The 18,764-nt window shown below is 62.5% G+C and carries 14 protein-coding genes; 10 read left to right on the forward strand and 4 right to left on the reverse strand.

Going from position 1 to position 18,764, the window contains the following annotated elements:
- From CO655_RS18590 to CO655_RS18600, 3 genes are all read left to right on the forward strand, one after another.
- Positions 1–1,371 carry an MlaD family protein gene (locus tag CO655_RS18590; RefSeq protein WP_097605179.1) on the forward strand — a complete coding sequence of 457 codons (1,371 nt, stop codon included), beginning with the start codon at positions 1–3 and terminating at the stop codon, positions 1,369–1,371.
- A 25-nt stretch (positions 1,372–1,396) separates the two neighbouring features.
- Positions 1,397–2,008, forward strand: a complete 612-nt coding sequence (locus CO655_RS18595; RefSeq protein ID WP_097605178.1) for an ABC-type transport auxiliary lipoprotein family protein — start codon at positions 1,397–1,399, stop codon at positions 2,006–2,008.
- 147 nt (positions 2,009–2,155) lie between these two features.
- On the forward strand, positions 2,156–3,409 hold the full coding sequence (locus CO655_RS18600; RefSeq protein ID WP_097665844.1) for a sensor domain-containing diguanylate cyclase: 1,254 nt from the start codon (positions 2,156–2,158) through the stop codon (positions 3,407–3,409).
- An 8-nt stretch (positions 3,410–3,417) separates the two neighbouring features.
- Here the strand turns inward: CO655_RS18600 and CO655_RS18605 are convergent, their stop codons facing one another.
- A complete protein-coding gene (locus CO655_RS18605) occupies positions 3,418–4,290 on the reverse strand; it encodes a D-alanyl-D-alanine carboxypeptidase family protein (protein WP_097605176.1) in 873 nt (290 codons plus the stop codon).
- A gap of 370 nt (positions 4,291–4,660) precedes the next feature.
- On the opposite strand from CO655_RS18605, the gene CO655_RS18610 reads away from it, so the two are divergent.
- Both CO655_RS18610 and CO655_RS18615 read left to right on the forward strand, forming a co-directional pair.
- The gene (locus CO655_RS18610; RefSeq protein ID WP_097665846.1) at positions 4,661–5,410 is read left to right on the forward strand and encodes an aminoacyl--tRNA ligase-related protein; all 750 of its coding nucleotides are present in this window, start codon (positions 4,661–4,663) and stop codon (positions 5,408–5,410) included.
- Positions 5,411–5,561: 151 nt separating this feature from the next.
- Positions 5,562–6,080: an AAA family ATPase gene (locus CO655_RS18615; RefSeq protein ID WP_097665848.1), complete on the forward strand. Its 519-nt coding sequence runs from the start codon at positions 5,562–5,564 to the stop codon at positions 6,078–6,080.
- A 22-nt stretch (positions 6,081–6,102) separates the two neighbouring features.
- Here CO655_RS18615 and CO655_RS18620 read toward each other — a convergent pair whose 3' ends face one another.
- Together CO655_RS18620 and CO655_RS18625 are read right to left on the reverse strand one after the other, a co-directional pair.
- Entirely contained in the window at positions 6,103–6,663 is a 561-nt protein-coding gene (locus tag CO655_RS18620; RefSeq protein WP_097665850.1) for a cysteine hydrolase family protein, read from the reverse strand.
- A 104-nt stretch (positions 6,664–6,767) separates the two neighbouring features.
- The gene (locus CO655_RS18625) at positions 6,768–13,874 is read right to left on the reverse strand and encodes a hypothetical protein (RefSeq protein WP_097665852.1); all 7,107 of its coding nucleotides are present in this window, start codon (positions 13,872–13,874) and stop codon (positions 6,768–6,770) included.
- A gap of 464 nt (positions 13,875–14,338) precedes the next feature.
- Here CO655_RS18625 and CO655_RS18630 point away from each other — a divergent pair, with 464 nt between their 5' ends.
- Both CO655_RS18630 and CO655_RS18635 read left to right on the forward strand, forming a co-directional pair.
- Positions 14,339–14,722 carry an Hpt domain-containing protein gene (locus CO655_RS18630; RefSeq protein WP_010029490.1) on the forward strand — a complete coding sequence of 128 codons (384 nt, stop codon included), beginning with the start codon at positions 14,339–14,341 and terminating at the stop codon, positions 14,720–14,722.
- Positions 14,723–15,013: 291 nt separating this feature from the next.
- Complete coding sequence (locus CO655_RS18635; RefSeq protein WP_010029491.1) at positions 15,014–15,334, forward strand: 2Fe-2S iron-sulfur cluster-binding protein; 321 nt, start codon at positions 15,014–15,016, stop codon at positions 15,332–15,334.
- A 604-nt stretch (positions 15,335–15,938) separates the two neighbouring features.
- On the opposite strand, the gene CO655_RS18640 is transcribed toward CO655_RS18635, so the two are convergent.
- The gene (locus CO655_RS18640) at positions 15,939–16,565 is read right to left on the reverse strand and encodes a DUF922 domain-containing protein (protein ID WP_097605171.1); all 627 of its coding nucleotides are present in this window, start codon (positions 16,563–16,565) and stop codon (positions 15,939–15,941) included.
- A gap of 102 nt (positions 16,566–16,667) precedes the next feature.
- On the opposite strand from CO655_RS18640, the gene folP reads away from it, so the two are divergent.
- Genes folP through folK form a run of 3 tightly spaced genes read left to right on the forward strand, consistent with a single transcriptional unit; the run spans position 16,668 to position 18,410 of the window.
- Positions 16,668–17,537 carry a dihydropteroate synthase gene (gene folP / locus CO655_RS18645; protein ID WP_097665954.1) on the forward strand — a complete coding sequence of 290 codons (870 nt, stop codon included), beginning with the start codon at positions 16,668–16,670 and terminating at the stop codon, positions 17,535–17,537.
- Positions 17,534–17,899, forward strand: a complete 366-nt coding sequence (folB, locus tag CO655_RS18650) for a dihydroneopterin aldolase (RefSeq protein WP_009986496.1) — start codon at positions 17,534–17,536, stop codon at positions 17,897–17,899. The genes folP and folB overlap by 4 nt, the downstream gene beginning before the upstream one ends.
- Complete coding sequence (folK, locus tag CO655_RS18655) at positions 17,892–18,410, forward strand: 2-amino-4-hydroxy-6-hydroxymethyldihydropteridine diphosphokinase (RefSeq protein ID WP_097665854.1); 519 nt, start codon at positions 17,892–17,894, stop codon at positions 18,408–18,410. Before folB ends, folK begins: the two co-directional genes overlap by 8 nt.
- Positions 18,411–18,764 lie beyond the last annotated feature (354 nt).

Raw genomic sequence — 18,764 nt, forward strand, 5'->3', positions numbered from 1 at the left:
ATGGAAACCAAAGCCAATTACACAATTGTCGGTTTTTTCACGGTGCTGGTGATCGCGGCGGCCTTCGGCTTCGTCTACTGGATGGCCGAATATGGCCGCGGCGGCCCGATGACCGAACTGATCGTGCGAATTCCCGGTTCGGCGAACGGCCTCAGCGTCGGCTCGCCGGTGCGCTTCAACGGCATCCAGATCGGCTCGGTGCAGACATTGTCGATCGATGCCGACGATCCGCAATATTCGCTGGCTTTCACCCAGGTGCGCACCGATGCGCCGATCTATCCCTCGACCAAGGCCGCCCTCGAAATCCAGGGCCTCACCGGGGCTGCCTATATCGAACTGTCGGGCGGCCGCAAGGGCGAGGAAAGCATCCTCAAACATGCGATCGAGAATAACAAACGCGCCGTCATAGTCGCCGACCAGTCGAGCGTCACCAATCTTCTCGCCACTGCAGACAAGATCCTCGACCGTGCCAACGATGCCGTCGGCGAACTTCAGGGGTTCATCGAGGATTCGCGGGCGCCGCTGACCCAGACCTTCAAGAATGCCGAAACCTTCTCGGATGCGCTTGCCAAGAATTCCGACAATATCGACGCCTTCCTGCAAAGCGTCGGCGAGCTCTCCGATACGGTGAAGGCGGTTTCGGGCCGGGTCGATTCGACGCTTCAAGCTGTGGAATCGCTGGTCAAGGCGGTGGACGCCCAGAAGATCGACCGCATCGTCTCGAATGCCGAAAGGATCACCGCCAACGTCGCCGATGCCTCGGGCGATCTCAGGGGCGCGATCCAGAAGTTCGACGAGACGGCCACCACGTTCAACGATTTTGGCAAGCAGGCGCAGGACACACTCGACCGCGTCGATATACTCGTCGCCCAGATCGATCCGGCCAAGCTCAAAGGGTCGGTCGACGACATCTCGCAGGCGACCAAGGATGCCCGCGCTGCCGTCGCCTCGATCCGCGATGTCGCCAACACGGTTTCGGGACGCCAGAAGGATATCGACCAGACGATCCAGGACGTATCGCAGCTGGCCAACAAGCTGAACTCAGCATCGACCCGCATCGACGGCATTCTCATCAAGGTCGATGCGCTGCTCGGGACCGACAATACGCAATCGATGTTCGCACAAGCGCGCGAAACGCTGGAATCCTTCAAGAAGGTCGCCGACAATCTGAATTCGCGAATCGGGCCGATCGCCGACAATTTGCAGAAATTCTCGAGCGGCGGCTTGCGCGACGTGCAGACTCTCGTCAACGACATGCGCGGGACAGTGAACAATCTGAACGAGACGATCACCAACTTCGACCGCAATCCGCAACGCCTGATCTTCGGTGGGGACACGGTCAAGCAGTATGACGGCCGGACGCGGCGCTAACAGGGGAAGTCAGGGGTAGCCTAATATGGTCGCATCGCATCTGTTGTCGCGCCGTTCATGGATCAGGGGAACGGTGATCGCGCTGCCGCTGACGGCGCTGATTCTTTCCGGGTGCGGCACCGCGGCCAAGAACGATACCTATGACCTGGCGGGTACCGTCGACGGCGACGGACCCGCGGCCAAATCCCGCCAGATCCTGATTGCCGGCCCGACGGCGCTGAGGTCGCTCGACAGCGAGCAGATCGTCATCCGCGTCTCGCCTTCGGAGATCCAATATCTTTCGCGGGCGCAGTGGGGCGACAAGCTGCCGCGCATCGTGCAGTCGAAACTGGTCGAGGCCTTCGAAAATTCGGGCAAGCTCGGCGGCGTCGGCTTGCCGGGGCAGGGGCTGGCGATCGACTACCAGGTCGTCACCGACATCCGCTCCTTCGAGATCGATGCGTCGAGCGGCAACCAGGCGGTGGTCGAAATCTCCGTCAAGCTCCTCAACGACCGCAACGGTTCGGTGCGCGCCCAGAAGGTGTTCCGCGCCATGGCGCCCGCCGGCGGGGACAATGTTGGCTTCGTCAAGGCGCTCGACCGCGCCTTTTCCATTGTCGTTTCCGAGATTGTCAGCTGGACGCTGCGCTCAATCTGACATGGCGTTTGGCGGCCGCTGCGTCGACATCAAGGGTTGCTCAACCTGAAAAAAACCTGGCTGCGTGGGGCTGGGGATGTCACCGTATTCAATCTTTTTACGAATTTGTGGAACCCATCATGTTAACGCTGTCAGGAGGCATGCTGTATGGTGGTCGCACGAGTGTTCGGAAAGTCGTTGCCGGAGGCGATCCAGCGCGAAAACGACCGTTTGGCTGCGCTGCAGCAGCTCGATCTCCTCGATACGCCGAGGGACGAAGGCTTCGAGCGGATCGTCCGCCTGATCAAGCAGATCTTTTCCATCGACATCGGCATCATATCCCTGATCGACGGGCACCGGCAGTGGTACAAGGCCTGTTCCGGCCTGTCGGCCGACGAGGTGTCGCTGGAAGACACGTTCTGCCGCTGCGTGGTCGACTGTGACGAGCCCGTCATCGTGCAGGATGCCACCCAGGACGCACGATTTTTAAAGCATTCCGCGGTGACCGGCGAGGATCATATCCGCTTTTATGCCGGTGTGCCGCTTAGAACCAAGGCCGGGCATATGATCGGGACGGTATGCGCGATCGACCGCCGGCCACGATCGTTCGGCAGCAGGGACCTTGGCATTCTCCAGGAACTGGCGGGGGCGGCGATGGACCGCATCGATCTCATGCAGTCGGCAGCCACCGACAGCCTGACTGAGGCGATGACCCGGCGCGCCTTTAAACAAGAGGCCGACCAGCTGATTTCGGTCGCTTTGCGGCACCAGCATGAGTTGTCCTGCATCGTTTTCGATATCGACCATTTCAAGCAGGTGAACGACCAGCATGGACATGCTGCGGGAGACGCGGTTCTCAAGGCGGTGGCTTCGGTCTGCAAGGCAACGCTTGGCGCCGGTGATCTCTTCGGCCGGATCGGCGGCGAGGAATTCGCCGTCGTGCTGCCGCATGTCGATCGTCAAGGTGCCCTCGCGGCCGCCGAAAAACTCCGAGCCGCCATCGCCTTCCAGCCTGTCCACGGGGGGCATGGTGTTATTCACGTCACGGCGAGTCTCGGAAGCTCGGCGCTCTCGATGGTCAGCAAGGATGTCGAGACCCTTTTGGCACAGGCGGATGCCGCCATGTATCGGGCCAAGCGCGGCGGTCGCAATCGCTGCGTGTCATGGAGTTCCATTCATGCCGATCACGCGATCGGCGCCCGGCGGCGGGTGCTGAAGGCCGGCTCCATCCTCTTCAATGATCGGCGTTCGACGATCGACTGCACCGTCAAATCCATCGGCGCTGAGAGCGCCGGCATTTCGGTCTCCAATACGACAGGCATCCCTTCGGAATTCGTCCTTGCCATCAAAGGAGAAGGCTTCGAAACGAATTGCAGGGTGATCGCGCAAGACCGGCAACACCTCGAAGTGGCGTTCAAATAGATTGCGGCCTATTTCGTCGGCTGCGTATCCGTCATCGTCGCTCCGGGCTGGGTGCCCGGTGTAGTGTACGCCGTGGCGGTTGACGGCGACAGGGTGCTGTCCAGCAAGCCGGCCATCTTGTCGTCACGCAGGCCTGCGGTCTTTTCGCCCATGACGACGCCAACCACGCGGCGGCCACCCTTCAGCGCCGACGTCACGACATTATAGCCGGATGCGTCGGTATAGCCGGTCTTGATGCCGTCGACGCCGTCATAACGATACATCAGGTTGTTGTGGCCGCGTAGTTTCATGCCTCGGAACTGGAAGCCGCGCATGGAAAAGAGTTTGAACTCCTCGGGGAAGTCCCGCATCAACGAGACGCCGAGGGTCGCCATATCACGCGCCGTGGTGACCTGCTCCGGGTCGGGAAGGCCCGAAGGATTCTTGAAGACCGTGTCCTTCATGCCAAGCTGGTGCGCCTTGTCGGTCATCGCTTTGGCGAAAGCCTGTTCCGAGCCGCCGAGCTGTTCGGCGATCGCCACGGCGGAGTCGTTGGCAGACAGTACGACGATGCTTTCGACTGCTTCACGCAGTGTCACCTGACGGCCGGCGCCGACGGCAAGCTTGAAGGGCTCCTTGCTTTCGGCATTTTCCGACATGGTGAGCTTCTGTTCCCATGTGAGGCGTCCCTCATGCAGAGCCTCGAAAGCGAGATAGAGCGTCATCATCTTGGTCAATGATGCCGGATAGTTCAGATCGTCCTGATTGGAGGCTTCAAGGACCTGACCTGACTGCGCATCGACGACGAAGCTTGCCTGGCCGGCCTCAGCTTGGGCGAACGCGCCCATCAGCAAGGCGGACGAGAGCGCGGTGGCACGGAGGCGGGAGGTCGTCTTGGTCATCGGTATTACTGTCTCTGTCTTTGGACGGTCGGGTGAGCTGTCGGCTAAACGCAAGCCGATCAAGAAAGTTTGTGACGAAATGAAGGACAGGCGGCAATTAAAATGCCCTATCCACAGCTGATTCCTTTTGCGTTGCCGTCTTCGGTTTTGACAAGGGCGCTGACGGCACGTAGAAAATTCATCATGAGCATGAAGAGCGCGCTTTTTTTCCGCGAAATCAGCACCTGCCCGCAGGCTGCGATCGCGCGCGCTTTCGGCGGACGAGGTCTTCGCGTCCTGCTGTGACGTCGGGGCGCTACGGGCGTCCGGCGCGCTGCTGGACGTAAAGCCCCTCACCACGTCAATCAAGGTTGCCAGGGAGACAGGCACCGTGCTCAATATTTATCAAGTCAATTCGCTCGTCCATTGGGAAGAGCGCCAGATCCATCTGCGCGATCATATGATCGACTTCTTCGCGCAAGAGGTCCGCAGTTTTCTGAGATCGGTCAATCCGGCCTGGGATGTGCGAAGGGTCGAGGCACCTGCGCTGATGCCGCGATCGCTGGTTTCGAATGCCTATACGAATGCCGACATCTGGGTCCAGGAACAGCTTTCCGGCGGCGACACTGCGCTGGTGCTGAGGCCGGAGACCACGCCGTCGACCTATGCCTATATGCAGCATATTCTCGCAAACCATTCGAAGACGCGGCTGCCGCTCTGCGTCTGGCAGGCGGGCCGGTCCTATCGCCGCGAGCAGGAGCAGCCAACAAAACATATGCGGCTGAAGGAGTTCTGGCAGCTCGAATTCCAATGCGCCTTCACCGCCGACAGCGGCAATGATTATCACGCCGCCTGCCTCGAACCGGTGCGCCGCATGATCGCCTCGCTGATCCATCTGCCGACGCGGGTCGTGCCCTCCGACCGGCTGCCGGCCTATTCCGAGGTGACGATGGATATCGAGGTCGACAATGGCGACAAGTGGATGGAGGTCTGCTCGATCTCGCGCCGCACGGACTTTCCGCAGCGCTACCGGTCGCAGCCGAAGAAGGGAGCTGCCATCGACCACGATGTCCTCGTGCTGGAAATCGCCATCGGTCTCGATCGGTGCGTTTACAATTGGGGCATAGCAGCCGATCGGTAAAAGACGGAAACCGGGACCGTATGGCCCCGGTTGCTACGGATGACTACTTCTGCTTGTGTTGCCATACATCTCCTCTACAAGGAAGGGATGGACGAAGCCGGACAAGTCGGTCCGGCTTCGCTGCCGCATATTCACAAACGGGTGAGAGACCATGCTGGTGATCTTCGGCGGCTTGCCGGGTAGTGGAAAGACGACGATTGCGCGCGCCCTCGCGAGACGGCTCGGAGCCGTGCATGTGAGGGTCGATACGATCGAGCAGGCGATCAGAGCGTCGGGTGATCCTTCCAATGACATCGGCCCGGCGGGTTATGTCGTCGCCTACGGCATTGCGGAGGATAATCTGACGCTCGGCAGGATGGTGATCGCCGATTCGGTCAACCCGTTGACAATAACCCGCGAGGCCTGGCTGGCGGTCGCTGCACGCTCCGACGTGATCGCGGCCGAGGTCGAGGTGATCTGTTCCGACAAGAGCGAACATCGCCGCCGGGTCGAGACGCGGAAAACGGATGTGGAAGGTCTGGTTAAACCGACGTGGCAGGAAGTCAACGAGCGGATATATGACGACTGGGGGCAGACACCGATCATTGTCGATACGGCTGCGAGGGATGTGCCAGAGATTGTCGAGGCGCTGATCGTCAAGCTGAGGACCGAGCGCCTGCTTCCGATTTGATATCGGCTGTTGCTGCGGTGCTTTATGAAAAGGCGATGTCGGCCGCGGGGCGGATTTCCACCGCCGCCTTGCCCGCGTCGAACCCGTCGAGCGTTTCGTTGTGGTGGGCGACAATTTCGGAGAAGGTGAGGGTCGCCGTGTCGCCTGTGGTGTGGCCGTCGGCAATCAGCGTCACGTCATAGCCAAGGGAAACGGCGCGCCTGACGGTCGTGTCGACGCAGAATTGCGACATGCAGCCGCCGATGACGAGATGCGTGACCGCCCGTTCGTTCAGGCGTTCGGCGAGATCGGTCTCGAAGAAGGAGTCGGCGCTTTGCTTGCGGACGACGACCTCGCCGGGTTTCGGCGCAATCTCCTGGCGCAGTTCCCATCCGGGCGTGCCGACGGCCAATCGATGGCCGCTGCCGCCGTCATGCTGCACCAGCACGACCGGCGCGCCGGCCTGTCGCGCCTTTTCCTGAAGCGCTGCAAGCCGAGCGACGGTCTCATCCAGCGCAGAATCGACCTGGAATTGCCGCTCGGGCGTGGCCTTCCCGAAGAGAATTGCATTCTGCACGTCGATGATCAGCAGGGCCTTGGTCATTCGTTCGCGGTTCCGGGAATAGGAGCAGATCTTGTCGGCATCATAAGTGAAAGCCGCCTGACACAGGTTCAGGCGGCTCTAGATCCAAGGCGTCGGCCAGGCTTCTAGCGGAGCCTGCCCGCTGCGTGGGCGAGCATGGTGTAGACCTTGCCGGTATCCGAGGTGAGGTAGGACTGGGTGACAGTCTGGTTCGGGTCGGTGCGGGCGACATCGGCGAGCAGCTTTTCGAAATCGCCGATATAGCGGTCGACGGCGGTGCGGAATTCCGGCTCGCGGTCATATTTGCGCTTGATCTCGTCGAAGGTCTGCTGGCCCTTCAGCGTGTAGAGGCGGCGGGTGAAGACGTCGCGTTCGCCGCGCTGGTAACGCCGCCAGAGATCGACCGAGGCATCGTGGTCGATGGCGCGGGCGATATCGACCGAGAGCGAGTTCAGCGATTCCACGACATGGCGCGGATTGCGGCTGTCGTTGCTGCGTGTGGTCGGTGCGGCGGTTTCCGCCGGGCGGGCCGGGGCCCGGGCCGGCGCCTCGTCGGCGGCTTCGTCACGGGATGCACCGCGCAGGAGATCGCTGATCCAGCCGCCGCTTTCCCGCGCCGGTTCCTGGCGCCCTGATTCCTGGCGGGCGGGGGTCGGTTGCGGGGCGGCGCGCTGAGCGGCGACGGCCGGAGCGGACGGGGCGATCGTTCCACGCAGGCCCGTCGCTTCGATCGGCGGCGGTGCCGCTGGCTGCGGCGGCTGAGCTGCGACCGGCTGAGCGGGGCGCGGCGCCGGCTGCACCTGGGCAAGCGAGCGGGCGACGGGCTCGGAGATTTCAAGCTGCTGGCTCGAGCGGCCGACGAGCTGGGAGATATCCTGAAGCGCCTTGATCTGCTCGGCGACGGCGCGGCGCATGGCCGAGGCGCTTTCCTTGGCTTCCTCGGGCAAGTCGAAGGCGCCGCGCTTCAGTTCGGCGCGGGTGGCGTCGAGCTCGCTGCGGATGTCGGCGGCGGAGCGGCGGATATCGTCGGTGGCGCCGGAGAAACGGCCGACGGCATCCTCGATCGCCTCACGCAGCGATTCCCGCATGTGCTGAGCCGCACCGTCGGAGGCGCGGCCGGCCTCGCCAAGCATGCGCTCGACTTCCGACAACGAGGCGGTGAGGCCGCCGCGAATACGGTTGGAGAGATCGCCGGAACGGCGCTCGACATTGGCGAAGGTGCCGTCGATCGTCGTGTTGGCTTCCTCGCCGGCGCGGGTGATTGCCTCGCGCATCGTCTCGGCGGCTTCCTGGGCGCGCTTCTCGGTTTCGGTCAGAATACGGCCGATATCGGCGAAGGAGGACTGTACGCCCTGGCGCAGATTGCCGGTGACCTGGTTGGAGCGCTGCTCGGCCCGCTCGAACACCGTCTCGATCATGCCGCCAAGGCCGCGCATGGTCTTTTCGATCTCGTCGGAGCGTTGCACCAGGCTGACGGAGAGCGCCTGCAGCGCGCCTTCACGCTCCTCGAGCGTCGAGGCAAGGTTGGACTGGGCGGCACCCAGAAGCTGCGAGGCCTGAGTCAGGACCTTGGAGTGTTCGTCGAAACGGCCGATGATGCCGCCGACCTGCGACAGCGTCTGGCCCGAAATGTCGGAAAGACGGTCGACCTTGCCTTCGAGAAGCCGGGTCGAGGCGTTGACCATCTCGGCAGCCTTGGTGGTGGAGTCGGCAAAGCGCGTCGTGGTTTCGCCGAGACGGCTGTCGACGCTGGTCAGCTGCTCGACGGCGCGGTTCATCATCATCGCCATCGCCGCGCTGCTTTCCGACATGCGCTGGACCAGACCGTTGACGTTGCCGACCAGGCTGTTTTCGATGGCGCTGACGGCATTGGCGGCATTCTCGGTGCGGGCGGCAACGGCGCTGGCGAGCGCTTCGTTTTCGGTGCGCAGACGGTCGGCGCTGAGGTTGGCGGCGGCGGTGATGCGGGCGGCGGCTTGTTCGCCGGCATCGGTGTAGCGATCGATGATCGGACGGGCGGTTTCGTCGAGAATGCGCGTCAATTCGACCGAGCGGCCTGCAAGCATCGAGTTGAGGTCGCGGGTGCGTTCCTCGAGCGTCGCGCGGATCGAGTTGCCGCGCGCCTCGAGCGCCCGGTCGATGTCGGAGAAGGTCGTATCGATCTCGCGGGCACGCTCCTCGAGATTGGAGCGGATGGCGCTGCTGCGAGCTTCGAGCGCCCGATCGACATCCGCCATGGTGGCGGAAATCTCGCTGCCGGCCCCCGACAGCGTCGAGCGGATGGCGTCGCCGCGCGCTTCGAGAGACTGGCCGGCATCCGACAGCGCCTTGGAGATGGCATTGACCTGCGTGCCGACGATCGTCTCGGCCTCGGCAACCTTGTTGACGATGGCATTGCCGGCTTCCGAGAAAGTCTGGGCGACGGCAGCGGCCTGGGTTGCCAGACGGTTCTGGGCTTCGGCGACGCGGGTGACGATCTGCGACGAACGCTCATCCATGGTGCGGGTGAATTCGTCGCTTTTTGCATTGAGATCCTCGGCGAATTGCTGGCCGGTCTTGCCGAGCAGTTCGGTGGTTCTCGTCGCTTCGCCTTCCATTCCCTGGGCTGCTTCGGCAACCGCGCTGCGCAGCGTCGACGCGAGGCCGGCGGCCTTGCCTTCGATGGTGCGGTTGACGGCTTCGAGGCCGACGGTCAAAGCGCGATCCATGGTCGAGAGTCGTTCCTCGATGCGCTCGTTGCCGCGGTCGAGGGTTTCGCCGAGGCTTGCCGTGCGGCCCTCGATGGCGCCGGTCAGCGTGGTCGTGCGGTTGTCCAGCGTCTCGGCCAAATTGGCGGTCCGGCTGTCGATCGCTTGGGTGAGATTTGCGGCGCTGCCTTCGAGCGTCGCCGAGATGCGTTGGGTTGTGTCGTCACCAAGCGCGCCGAGACGGGAAATGCCGTCGGCGAGCACGCCGGACAGCTGGCTGCTGGCCGCTTCGACCTTGTCGGCAACGCCGCCGACGCCGTCACGAATGCGGCTCTCGATGGCAGTCAGGCCCGCTTCCATACGGGAACCGGTTTCTTCAAGACGTCCCGCAAGGCTTGCGACGGACTGGTCGAGATGGGCGGAAAGGCCTTGGGCGGAGCTCGAAATCGTGTTGGCCGCCTCCTGGAAGCGGCCGGCGATCTGACCGGCGCCGGCATGCATGCGATCTTCCAATGTCTGAGCGCCGGAATCGATCGCCTGACGGATCGAAGCCTCGCGGTCTTCTAGCGACATTTCGAGCATGCTGATGCTTGTCGCCACTGATGTGCCGATGCTGGTCGCCTGTTCGGTCAGCGTATCGCTGATCAGCGTATGGGCCTGGTTCAGCGACAGATCGATGGCGTTGGCGCGATCCTCAAGCGTCGTGCGGATGCGCTCATGGGCAGAATCCAGTCCGCTCTCGATGCGCGCCGCGGCCTCCTCGGCAAGGCTTCCGAGCCGCGCATGGGCATCGCTCAGGCGGCCTTCGATGCGGCCGGTCAAGCCGCCGACGAGATCCTCGAAGCGGGCGCCGCCGGCATCGAGAGCGCCCGAGAGGGCTGCACTGTGTTGGGAAAGCGCATTTTCGAGCCGCTGCTGATTGTCGGCATAGGCGTTATGGATGGCATCGGTCTTGTCGGCAAAGGCGCCGGCGACGCGCGCCTCGGCACTGGCGACGGCTTCCATGATGGAATTGCTGCGAGCTTCGAGCGCGCTGTCGAAGCGGCTCTGATTGTCGTCGAGCGAAATGGCGAGCGCCATGGTCTTTTCGTCGAGCGTATCGGTGAGCCGGTCGTGGCTTGCCGTCACAGCGCCAATGATCGCGGCGGTGCGGTGCCCCAAGGCTTCCTCGATGCGGACCTGGCCCTCGTTCAACGAAGCGGTCAGCGCGCTGGCCTTTTGGTCGAGCACGCCGTTCAGGCGTTCATGCGTGCCGGAGACCGCATTGGTGATCGCATCGGCACCTGAGGTCAGCGTCTCCTCGAGGCGGCTCTGGCTCTCGTTCAGCGAGATGGCCAGCGCCATCGCCCGATCGTCGAGAGTCTCAGACAGCCGGTCATGGGTGGCGGAAACCGCGTTGAGGAAGGATTCCGAGCGCGTCTCCAGCGTATCCTGCAGTCGCCGTTGGCCTTCGTTCAAGGTAGCAGCGAGCGCCGATGTATTCTGGTCGAGCGTTTCGGAGATGCGCTCATGTGTGCCCGAGACGGCCTTGAGGAAGGCCTCGGAGCGGGTCCCTAACGTGTCTTCGATCCGTGCCTGGCTCTCGTTGATCGAGATGGCAAGCGTCATCGCCTTCTCGTCGAGCGTTTCGGAGAAGCGGTCGTAGGTGCCGGAAACGGAATTCAGCAAGGCCGCGGAGCGGGTTTCCAGCGTATCCTCGATGCGGGCCTGGCTCTCGTTGAGCGAAATGGCAAGCGCCATCGCTTTTTCGTCCAAGGTTTCGGAGAGGCGGTCATGGGTGCCGGAAACGGCATCCATCAGGGCGGCGGAGCGGGTTTCGAGCGTATTCTCGATACGGGCTTGGGTCTCGCTCAGCGAGGCGGCGATGGCCGAAGCCTTACCGCCCAGCGTCTCGGCGAAGCGGTCGTGGGTGCCGGAGACAGCGTTCAGCAGGGCTGCAGAACGGGTTTCCAGGGTGTCCTCGATACGGGCCTGGCCTTCGTTCAAGGAAACGGCAAGCGCCATCGCCTTTTCATCAAGCGTATCGGCAAGGCGGTCACGCGTGCCGGCGATCGTGCTGAGCAGCGCTTCGGCGCGTGTCCCGAGCGCATCCTCGATGCGGGCGTGCCTCTCGTCGAGGGACGTCGTGAGCGCCGCTGACTTCGTATCGAGTGTTTCCGACAGCCGCTCATGCGTGCCCGACACGGCATTGAGGAAGGCTGCGGAGCGGGTTTCGAGCGTGTCCTCGATGCGGCTCTGGCTTTCGTTCAGGGAGATGGCGAGCGCCATTGCCTTCTCGTCGAGCGTCTCGGACAGTCGGTCATGCGTGCCGGAAACGGCGTTCAGCAGGGTGGCGGAGCGGGTTTCGAGCGTATCTTCGATCCGGGCCTGGCTCTCGTTCAAGGAGATGGCAAGCGCCATGGCCTTCTCGTCGAGCGTTTCGGCGAGACGGTCGTGGGTGCCCGTGACAGCGTTGATGATCGCGTCGGAGCGGGTGGTCAGCGCTTCCTCGAAGCGGCCGTGATGGCTGGTCAGCGCCTCGACGAGCGCGCCGCCGCGCTCTGCCATGACGCTGTCGATGCGTCCATGCGCTGCGCCGAGCGCCTCGCTGATTTCGGCAGTGCGTGCCGTAAGCACGCCGCTCAACGCCTCGGCGCGGCCGCCGAAGGCGGTGGTTACCTCTTCAGTGCCGGCGGCAACGGCGGCGGTCAGTTCGGTGGTGGTCGTGCGCAGCGTATCGCGGAACTCGGCTGAGCGAGCCTGGAGATTGTTCTGCAGGTCGGAAGTGCCCGATGCAAGCGCCAGCGCGATATCCGACGTCGCGTTCTGCAGCGCCGAAGTCAGCTCGCCGGTGCGGCTGGTCAGCGCGGTGGTGATTTCTTCGCTGCGGGTGCCGAGCGTGTTTTCCAGCACTTCGTGGCTGGTGGCGAGCGCGGTGGCGAGCGCCAGCGAGTGATCCGTCATCGAGGAGCCGATGCGGTCGATGCCGGAGTTAAGGATGCCGTCGATCGAATCCGAGCCGCCGGTCAGCGTCTCGTTGATACGGGCAAGGCTTTCCATCAGCTTCGTATCGAGCGAGCCGGTGCGCTTGTCGAAAGCGCTGGTGAATTCGGCGACGCGCTCATCGAAGGCAGTCGAGAGCTGGGCGACCGTCGTCTGCAGCCGCTCTTCGAAGAAGCCGGAGCGAAGGTCGAGATCCATGACGGCGTCGTCGGCGGTGCTCTGCAGGCTCTGGCGGAAGCTTGCGCCCTTTTCGTCAAGGGCGCTGTTCAGTTTCGACAGCACGTCGTCGAGCGTGCCGCCGATGGTGCGTTCGCCTGACGTCAGGCTTTCGTTGATCTCGCGGGTGCGGGCGATCAGGATTTCGTTGAGCTGATGCGTGCGCTCGTTCAGTGCTGCGTTCAGCTTCTCGGTGCTGCTGTCCATGGTCGAGGCGCGCGTCTCGAACTGGCTGAGAAGCTTTTCGCCGTGTTCGTTGAGGTTGACGGAGAGCGCTTCGAGGCGGTTGTCGAATTCGGTGGCCAGCGCGAAACCGGATGCGTTGAGCGTCTGGAGCAGGCTATCGGTCTTGGCGGCGAGCAGGCTGCCCATCGACTGCAGGGCGCTGTCCGATTTTTCCAGGATCGTCGCTGCGCGCGTGTCGATCAGCGAGGCGAAGGCCTCGCCCGATGTGGCGAGACGCACAGCGATCTCTTCGGTCGCAAGCGACAGTTCTTCCTTCAATTGGTCGTGGACGCTGCCGATCGAGGTGCGGATGCGGTCGGCATGATTGACGATCGCCTCTCGTTCGGAGCCGAGTTCGTGGACAAGGCCGCGCACGCGCAATTCGTTGTCCGCATAGGAACGCTCCAGCGCGTTGACTTCGGAATGAACCAGCGTTTCCAGCTCGGAAGCGCGCGCGATGGTGCGCTCGATGCCTTCGTTCATGGCCGAGACCTCGCGGCGCACCGCCTGGCCTACGGTCATGATGCGTTCGGAGGCGATGGTTTCCGGCTCTGCCAGGCGCAAGGCCACCTCTGCCATGGAGCGGGCGGCGTTGCGCATGTCCTGGGCGCGGGAGATCATGATGGCGAAAGCGTAGAACATCATCACCGGAATGATGATGCCGACCAGGCCGGCAATGACACCGGGCAGGGCGACGAGGTCGGCCAGCGACCGGATCTGCCAGATCTGCGGCGCGTAAAGCAGCGACATCAGGCCGAGGCCCGCCATCACCCAGAGCACGGAAAACAGGGTGGCGGTGCGCATCGCCGAGCGGCTGGAGGCGCCGTCGAAGGATTTCAGGATAGAGGCGGGCGTATTGCGGCTGGCATCATTGGCGGGTGCGAAGGCGGGAGCCCTGGAAGCCTGCTCGCCGTTGGCGCCGCGGCGGTTGCGGCGCTGCGCTTCTTCCTGGGCTTGCTGATTACGCACATTCGATGGATCAGACACATTCCCCTCCGGCGCCTCAGGCGCGTCGCCGCGGCGAGACGGCACATTATCCTTGCCGAAATCGATCTGGAGCGCCTCGTCCAATGCCTTGAACGCTTTGTCCTCTATCGACTCATTGTATTTGTTATTCGCCATTCGGTTACGCCTCGTTACTGTCGGCCGGTCCGCCAGCGTTGCCCAGGCTTCCGCCTCACCCCGGAACAACTTTGCCGTTACGGCCCTCCATCCCAACCGCGGACGGATAAGCATGTCATTTCAGAGTAGATAGCCGCTTTTTCAAACGGAAGGTATCAAAACACTACCATTATCCACTCACTCGGCAAAGGCGCGTACCATAAACCCGCTCCACCAGTATCGTAGTGACACATCTGGGCTCTTCACACAATTAATGAAGGCTTGAGATTTGCGGCTCGTTAACCCGTTGTTAACAATTTTGAATCCTCGACCCCGCTTAAAAACCAATAATTTAGGGATATTTAACGGACATTAACCATACGCCGAGATTTCCGTGCCCGCTGTGCCGGAATTTAACGTGATGGCCACCCTCCTGACGCAGAACTGTTGCAAGTGCGGACGACGTGAGACGGGAGAATTGGCAAATGGCGGCCCAGATGGCAGCATTGAATATCGTATTCGAGGCGCCGGACAATGCAAAGGGACCCTGTCCCTCGAAGGTCCGGCCGATCGACCTGGTTCATCTCGCAAAGCAGACGATGGGCGACAAGACGCTGGAAATCGAAGTCCTTCAGATGTTTGCCCGTCAAGCCCGCGCGTGCCTTCAGGATATTGCGAGCGGCGAGACCGTGCGTGTCGGGGCCGCCGCGCACAGGCTGAAAGGCGCGGCAAGTTCGGTTGGCGCATTCCGCGTGTCGCAGACGGCGGAAGTCATCGAGGAGACCGGCGGCGATGCCGGCACGATGGCGGCGCTGGGCGCTGCCGTTCTCGACGCGGAGAATTTCATCCTGAAGCTCTGCCGCGGCTGATCGCTCTTCCGCTCGTTCGAGGAGCCGCGGCGCCGCGCGTCTTTTCAGACGCACAAGCGACGCTGAGGCAGATTGAATGGCGGTATGATCTTATCCTTAAGCAATCATGCGGGCAGGCCCGTTGTTCCATTGCGGAACCACGGGTCTTTTTGCGACGTCCGATATGACGCATTGAAGACGGCGGGCGACGGTCTGATCTGCGAGGTTATGGCGAATTTCCGAATGTTGACTGACGCGTCGAATTGTCGGAAGTAAAGCCGCCCACCCATTTCAAGACCGGAAATAGTGCTGATGCCCAAACTTACCATCGTCGCCTTCGACGGCACGCGCTTCGACCTCGACGTCGATCAAGGCTCCACCGTGATGGAAAATGCCGTGCGCAATGCGGTGCCCGGCATTGAGGCCGAATGCGGCGGCGCCTGTGCCTGCGCGACCTGTCACGTCTATGTCGACGAAGAATGGACGGAGAAGGTTGGCCAGCCGGAAGCGATGGAAGAGGACATGCTCGACTTCGCCTTCGATGTGCGCCCCACCTCGCGGCTTTCCTGTCAGATCCGGATGAAGGCCGCCTATGACGGGCTCGTCGTGCACGTGCCGGAACGCCAGGCCTGAGGCCGGCGCCCAAAGCGCCTCGCATCAAATTTGATTCATGCGACGCGCTTTAGAGCCTTTCCTGGTTAGATTATTCTGCCGGAGCAGGTTTTCGTCAGGGCAGAGGCGATTGGCATACCTCTTGGTACGTCCGAGCCGATCGCCTCTGATCCTGGCTAGAGATGCCCGGCCCACCGGCCGGTCGACCATCCGACTCCGTTTGAGCCAGCAGAATGCTTCAATCTAACCAGGAAAGGCTCTAGCTCTTTGTTTTTATGCATGTCGTTGTCCCGGAACCACTACACATTTCCGGGCGACATGCATTCGCCGCGGTCACTGCCATAGCCACAAAAAAGACGCCTCGCGCGCTGGTGCGAGCGAGGCGAGGCGGGCGCATTACCTACGGATGAGGGAGGAACATCCGCGGCTTCGGAACGCGCCAGGAGAACCCAACGATGAAAGTCCAGATGCCGTAGCTGAACTTTCGAATGTGTTCATATTAACGCGTTCCGGTTGAGTCTGCCAGGATGAAAAATGACCATTGAAACGCTGGGGAGGGCGCAAGTTTCGCACAAGTTTCGTTGCGCAGCTAAGTTTTTCTGCTCGTAACCAGCTTGAAAAAGCCTTATTTTCCGCCGGCTCGGCCGTTGATTCGATTATTCAGCAATCTCAACATGCGCTTCTGGAAATTGACCGCTTCAACCCGGTCGAATCGCGCCTGCAGCCGATCGTGCTCCTCTATACCGCGAGCTGATTCGTTGGAGACGAGCTCCTGCATGGCCTCGCAGCTGCGCTGCTGCGGCAAAGCGCGGATAGCGCGCTCCATGGCGCGGGCCTGATCTCTGGCGATCTCGGCATGGCGCTCCTCGTGGCGCTTGATGTCACTCGACAGCGCGTCCCAGATCATCGACAGTTCCTTGCTGGCACCACGGCGGCTGTTCCAGCGCGGCAGGATGATCTGGGTGTGGACCGTGACCTTGACGTTGCCGACGCGGCAGCGGCCGTCATCCTGAATATAAGTGGCCTCGCCGCCGAAGCGGATTTTGGTGGCGCCGGGATGGCGCGCCGAGGAGCCGCTTGCCGTCGGGCCGCGCCGGCTGAGTTCCTGGTCGAGCTCCTCGGCGGTTTTGCCGCGGATGTCGAAATAGGAATAGCTTTTCGTTGCGATCACTTCGGCTGCCGCTGGGCCGCTGAGAGAAAGGGCAATGGAAAAGGCGACAGGAAGGACCATATAACGCACTGCAAGCGGCATTCTGAACGCAATCCATGTTGAAATCGACAGGAGCTTGGGGCATAGCCACCGCAAGCGCAATATCGGATGGCGGCTTTTTTCGTCATCAATAGGATAAGTCTGGTGACAGGGCTCGAAGGCAGTTTATGGCGTGTGGGCCATGGCCGGGAGATCGAACTCGGCCGTCGTTCTCTCATCATGGCGATCATCAACGTGACGCCGGACTCCTTTTCCGACGGCGGACGCTTCAAAACCGTCGATGCCGCCGTCGAACACGCGCTGCAGGCGGTGAGCGATGGTGCCGCGATTGTCGACATCGGCGGCGAATCGACCCGGCCGGGCGCAGCATCGGTCAGCCCTTCGGAGGAGCAGGCGCGGGTGCTGCCCGTCATCGAGGCGCTGCGCGGCCGCACCCAGGCGCTGATATCCATCGACACCTATCGCGCCGAGACGGCGCGGCTTGCGGTCAGCGCCGGCGCCCATATCATCAACGACGTCTCCGGACTGCAGAAAGAGAGCGGTATCGCGGACCTGGCCGCGGCGACGGGGGCGGGGCTCTGCATCATGCATACCGGCCGCGACAGGGTCAAACTTGCCGATGTGATCGCCGACCAGGTGCATTTCCTCGAACGGTCGCTTGATATCGCCGCTGCAGCAGGCGTCAACAGAGATCGCATCGTGCTCGATCCGGGCTTCGGCTTCGCCAAGGAAACGGCGGAAGAGAATCTGGAACTGATGGCGCGGTTTTCCGAACTTTCGCGCTTCGGCCTGCCGCTGCTTGCCGGCACCTCACGCAAGCGTTTCCTCGGCACCGTGACAGGGCGGGATGCATCGGACCGGGATGTGGCGACGGCTGCGACGAGCGTGTTGCTGCGCCTCCAAGGAGCTGCGGTTTTCCGGGTGCACAATGTCGCAATCAACAGGGATGCGCTTGATGTCGCCGATGCTATGCTCAAAGCGCGCCAGGAATTCGAGAGGAAGCGGCCGACATGACCACCTACACGATCACGCTGCAGAACTGCGCCTTCTTCGCGCGCCACGGCGTGCATGACGAGGAGGAATTCCTCGGCCAGCGCTTCTTCGTCGATGCCGAGCTCGATGTCGTCGCCGGCGAGGCGCTTAAAAGTGACTCGATCGACGATACCGTCAATTACGGCATCGCTTTCACCGTGATCGAGCAGATCGTCACCGGCAAGCGGCGCTATCTGATCGAAGCCCTGGCGCTCGATATCGCCAAGGGGCTCTGCGAGACATTTCCGCAGGTCCGGCGGGCGAAGATCACGGTGCGCAAGCCGAACGCGCCGGTGCCTGGCGTGCTCGATTTCGTGCAGGTGAGTGTTGAGCACTTTGCCTGAGGCCGTATACCGATCCGCCACCCTCGGCCTCGGCGGCAATATCGGCGAGCCGGTGAAGGCGATGGCGGAGGCGCTGCAAAGGCTGGACGGGCACGACCATTGTCGTGTTACCGCCGTGTCGCGGCTCTATCGCACGCCGCCCTGGGGCAAGACGGACCAATCGTTCTTCTTCAACGCCTGCGCCGCCGTCGAAACCCGGCTTCCTCCGGAAGCTTTGCTCGATGTCTGCCTCTCGATCGAACGCGAGATGAAGCGCGAGCGTATCGAACGCTGGGGGCCGCGCACGCTCGATATCGACGTGCTGACCTATGACGACGTCATCCAGGACGCGCCGCGGCTGGAACTGCCGCATCCGCGGATGACCGAGCGCGGTTTTGTGCTGATGCCGCTTGCCGATATCGCCCCAGGCCTTGTCGTCAGGGGGCGGCCGGTCAGCGACTGGCTGCTCGACGCCGACGTGACCGGCATCGAGGTCGCCGATGACAGTGGCGACTGGTGGCGGAGCGCCTAGAGCCCTTTCCTGGTTAGATTGAAGCATTCTGCCGGAGCAGGTTTTCGTCAGGGCAGAGGCGATTGGCGATGGGCGTACCCCCAGGTACGTCCGAGCCGATCGCCTCTGATCCTGGCTAGAGATGCCCGGCCCACCGGCCGCACCGCTTCGCTATGGCGAAGCGATAAGTGCGTCCGGCGCTTTTGAACCTTGCAGATTTGCCAGGCAAATCTGCGGGAGGGTTGGCTGAAACGGGCCGGCTGCTCGACCGGCCGGCTTGGCCGTAGAGCTGGGCTACGACGCGCGCCGGCCGGTCGACCATCCGACTCCGTTTGAGCCAACAGAATGATTCAATCTAACCAGGAAAGGGCTCTA

Source organism: Rhizobium sp. M1 (assembly GCF_002531805.1).
GTDB classification, from domain to species: Bacteria; Pseudomonadota; Alphaproteobacteria; order Rhizobiales; family Rhizobiaceae; genus Rhizobium; species Rhizobium etli_C.

Bases quoted from the DNA above. Each gene is read 5' to 3' on its own strand.
- CO655_RS18635 (WP_010029491.1), top strand. From the start codon at position 15,014: ATGCCCAAACTTACCATCGTCGCCTTCGACGGCACGCGCTTCGACCTC.
- CO655_RS18600 (WP_097665844.1), top strand. From the start codon at position 2,156: ATGGTGGTCGCACGAGTGTTCGGAAAGTCGTTGCCGGAGGCGATCCAG.
- CO655_RS18630 (WP_010029490.1), top strand. From the start codon at position 14,339: ATGGCGGCCCAGATGGCAGCATTGAATATCGTATTCGAGGCGCCGGAC.
- CO655_RS18620 (WP_097665850.1), bottom strand. From the start codon at position 6,663: ATGACCAAGGCCCTGCTGATCATCGACGTGCAGAATGCAATTCTCTTC.
- folB (WP_009986496.1), top strand. From the start codon at position 17,534: ATGACCACCTACACGATCACGCTGCAGAACTGCGCCTTCTTCGCGCGC.
- CO655_RS18590 (WP_097605179.1), top strand. From the start codon at position 1: ATGGAAACCAAAGCCAATTACACAATTGTCGGTTTTTTCACGGTGCTG.
- CO655_RS18605 (WP_097605176.1), bottom strand. From the start codon at position 4,290: ATGACCAAGACGACCTCCCGCCTCCGTGCCACCGCGCTCTCGTCCGCC.
- CO655_RS18615 (WP_097665848.1), top strand. From the start codon at position 5,562: ATGCTGGTGATCTTCGGCGGCTTGCCGGGTAGTGGAAAGACGACGATT.
- CO655_RS18625 (WP_097665852.1), bottom strand. From the start codon at position 13,874: ATGGCGAATAACAAATACAATGAGTCGATAGAGGACAAAGCGTTCAAG.
- CO655_RS18595 (WP_097605178.1), top strand. From the start codon at position 1,397: ATGGTCGCATCGCATCTGTTGTCGCGCCGTTCATGGATCAGGGGAACG.
- CO655_RS18640 (WP_097605171.1), bottom strand. From the start codon at position 16,565: ATGCCGCTTGCAGTGCGTTATATGGTCCTTCCTGTCGCCTTTTCCATT.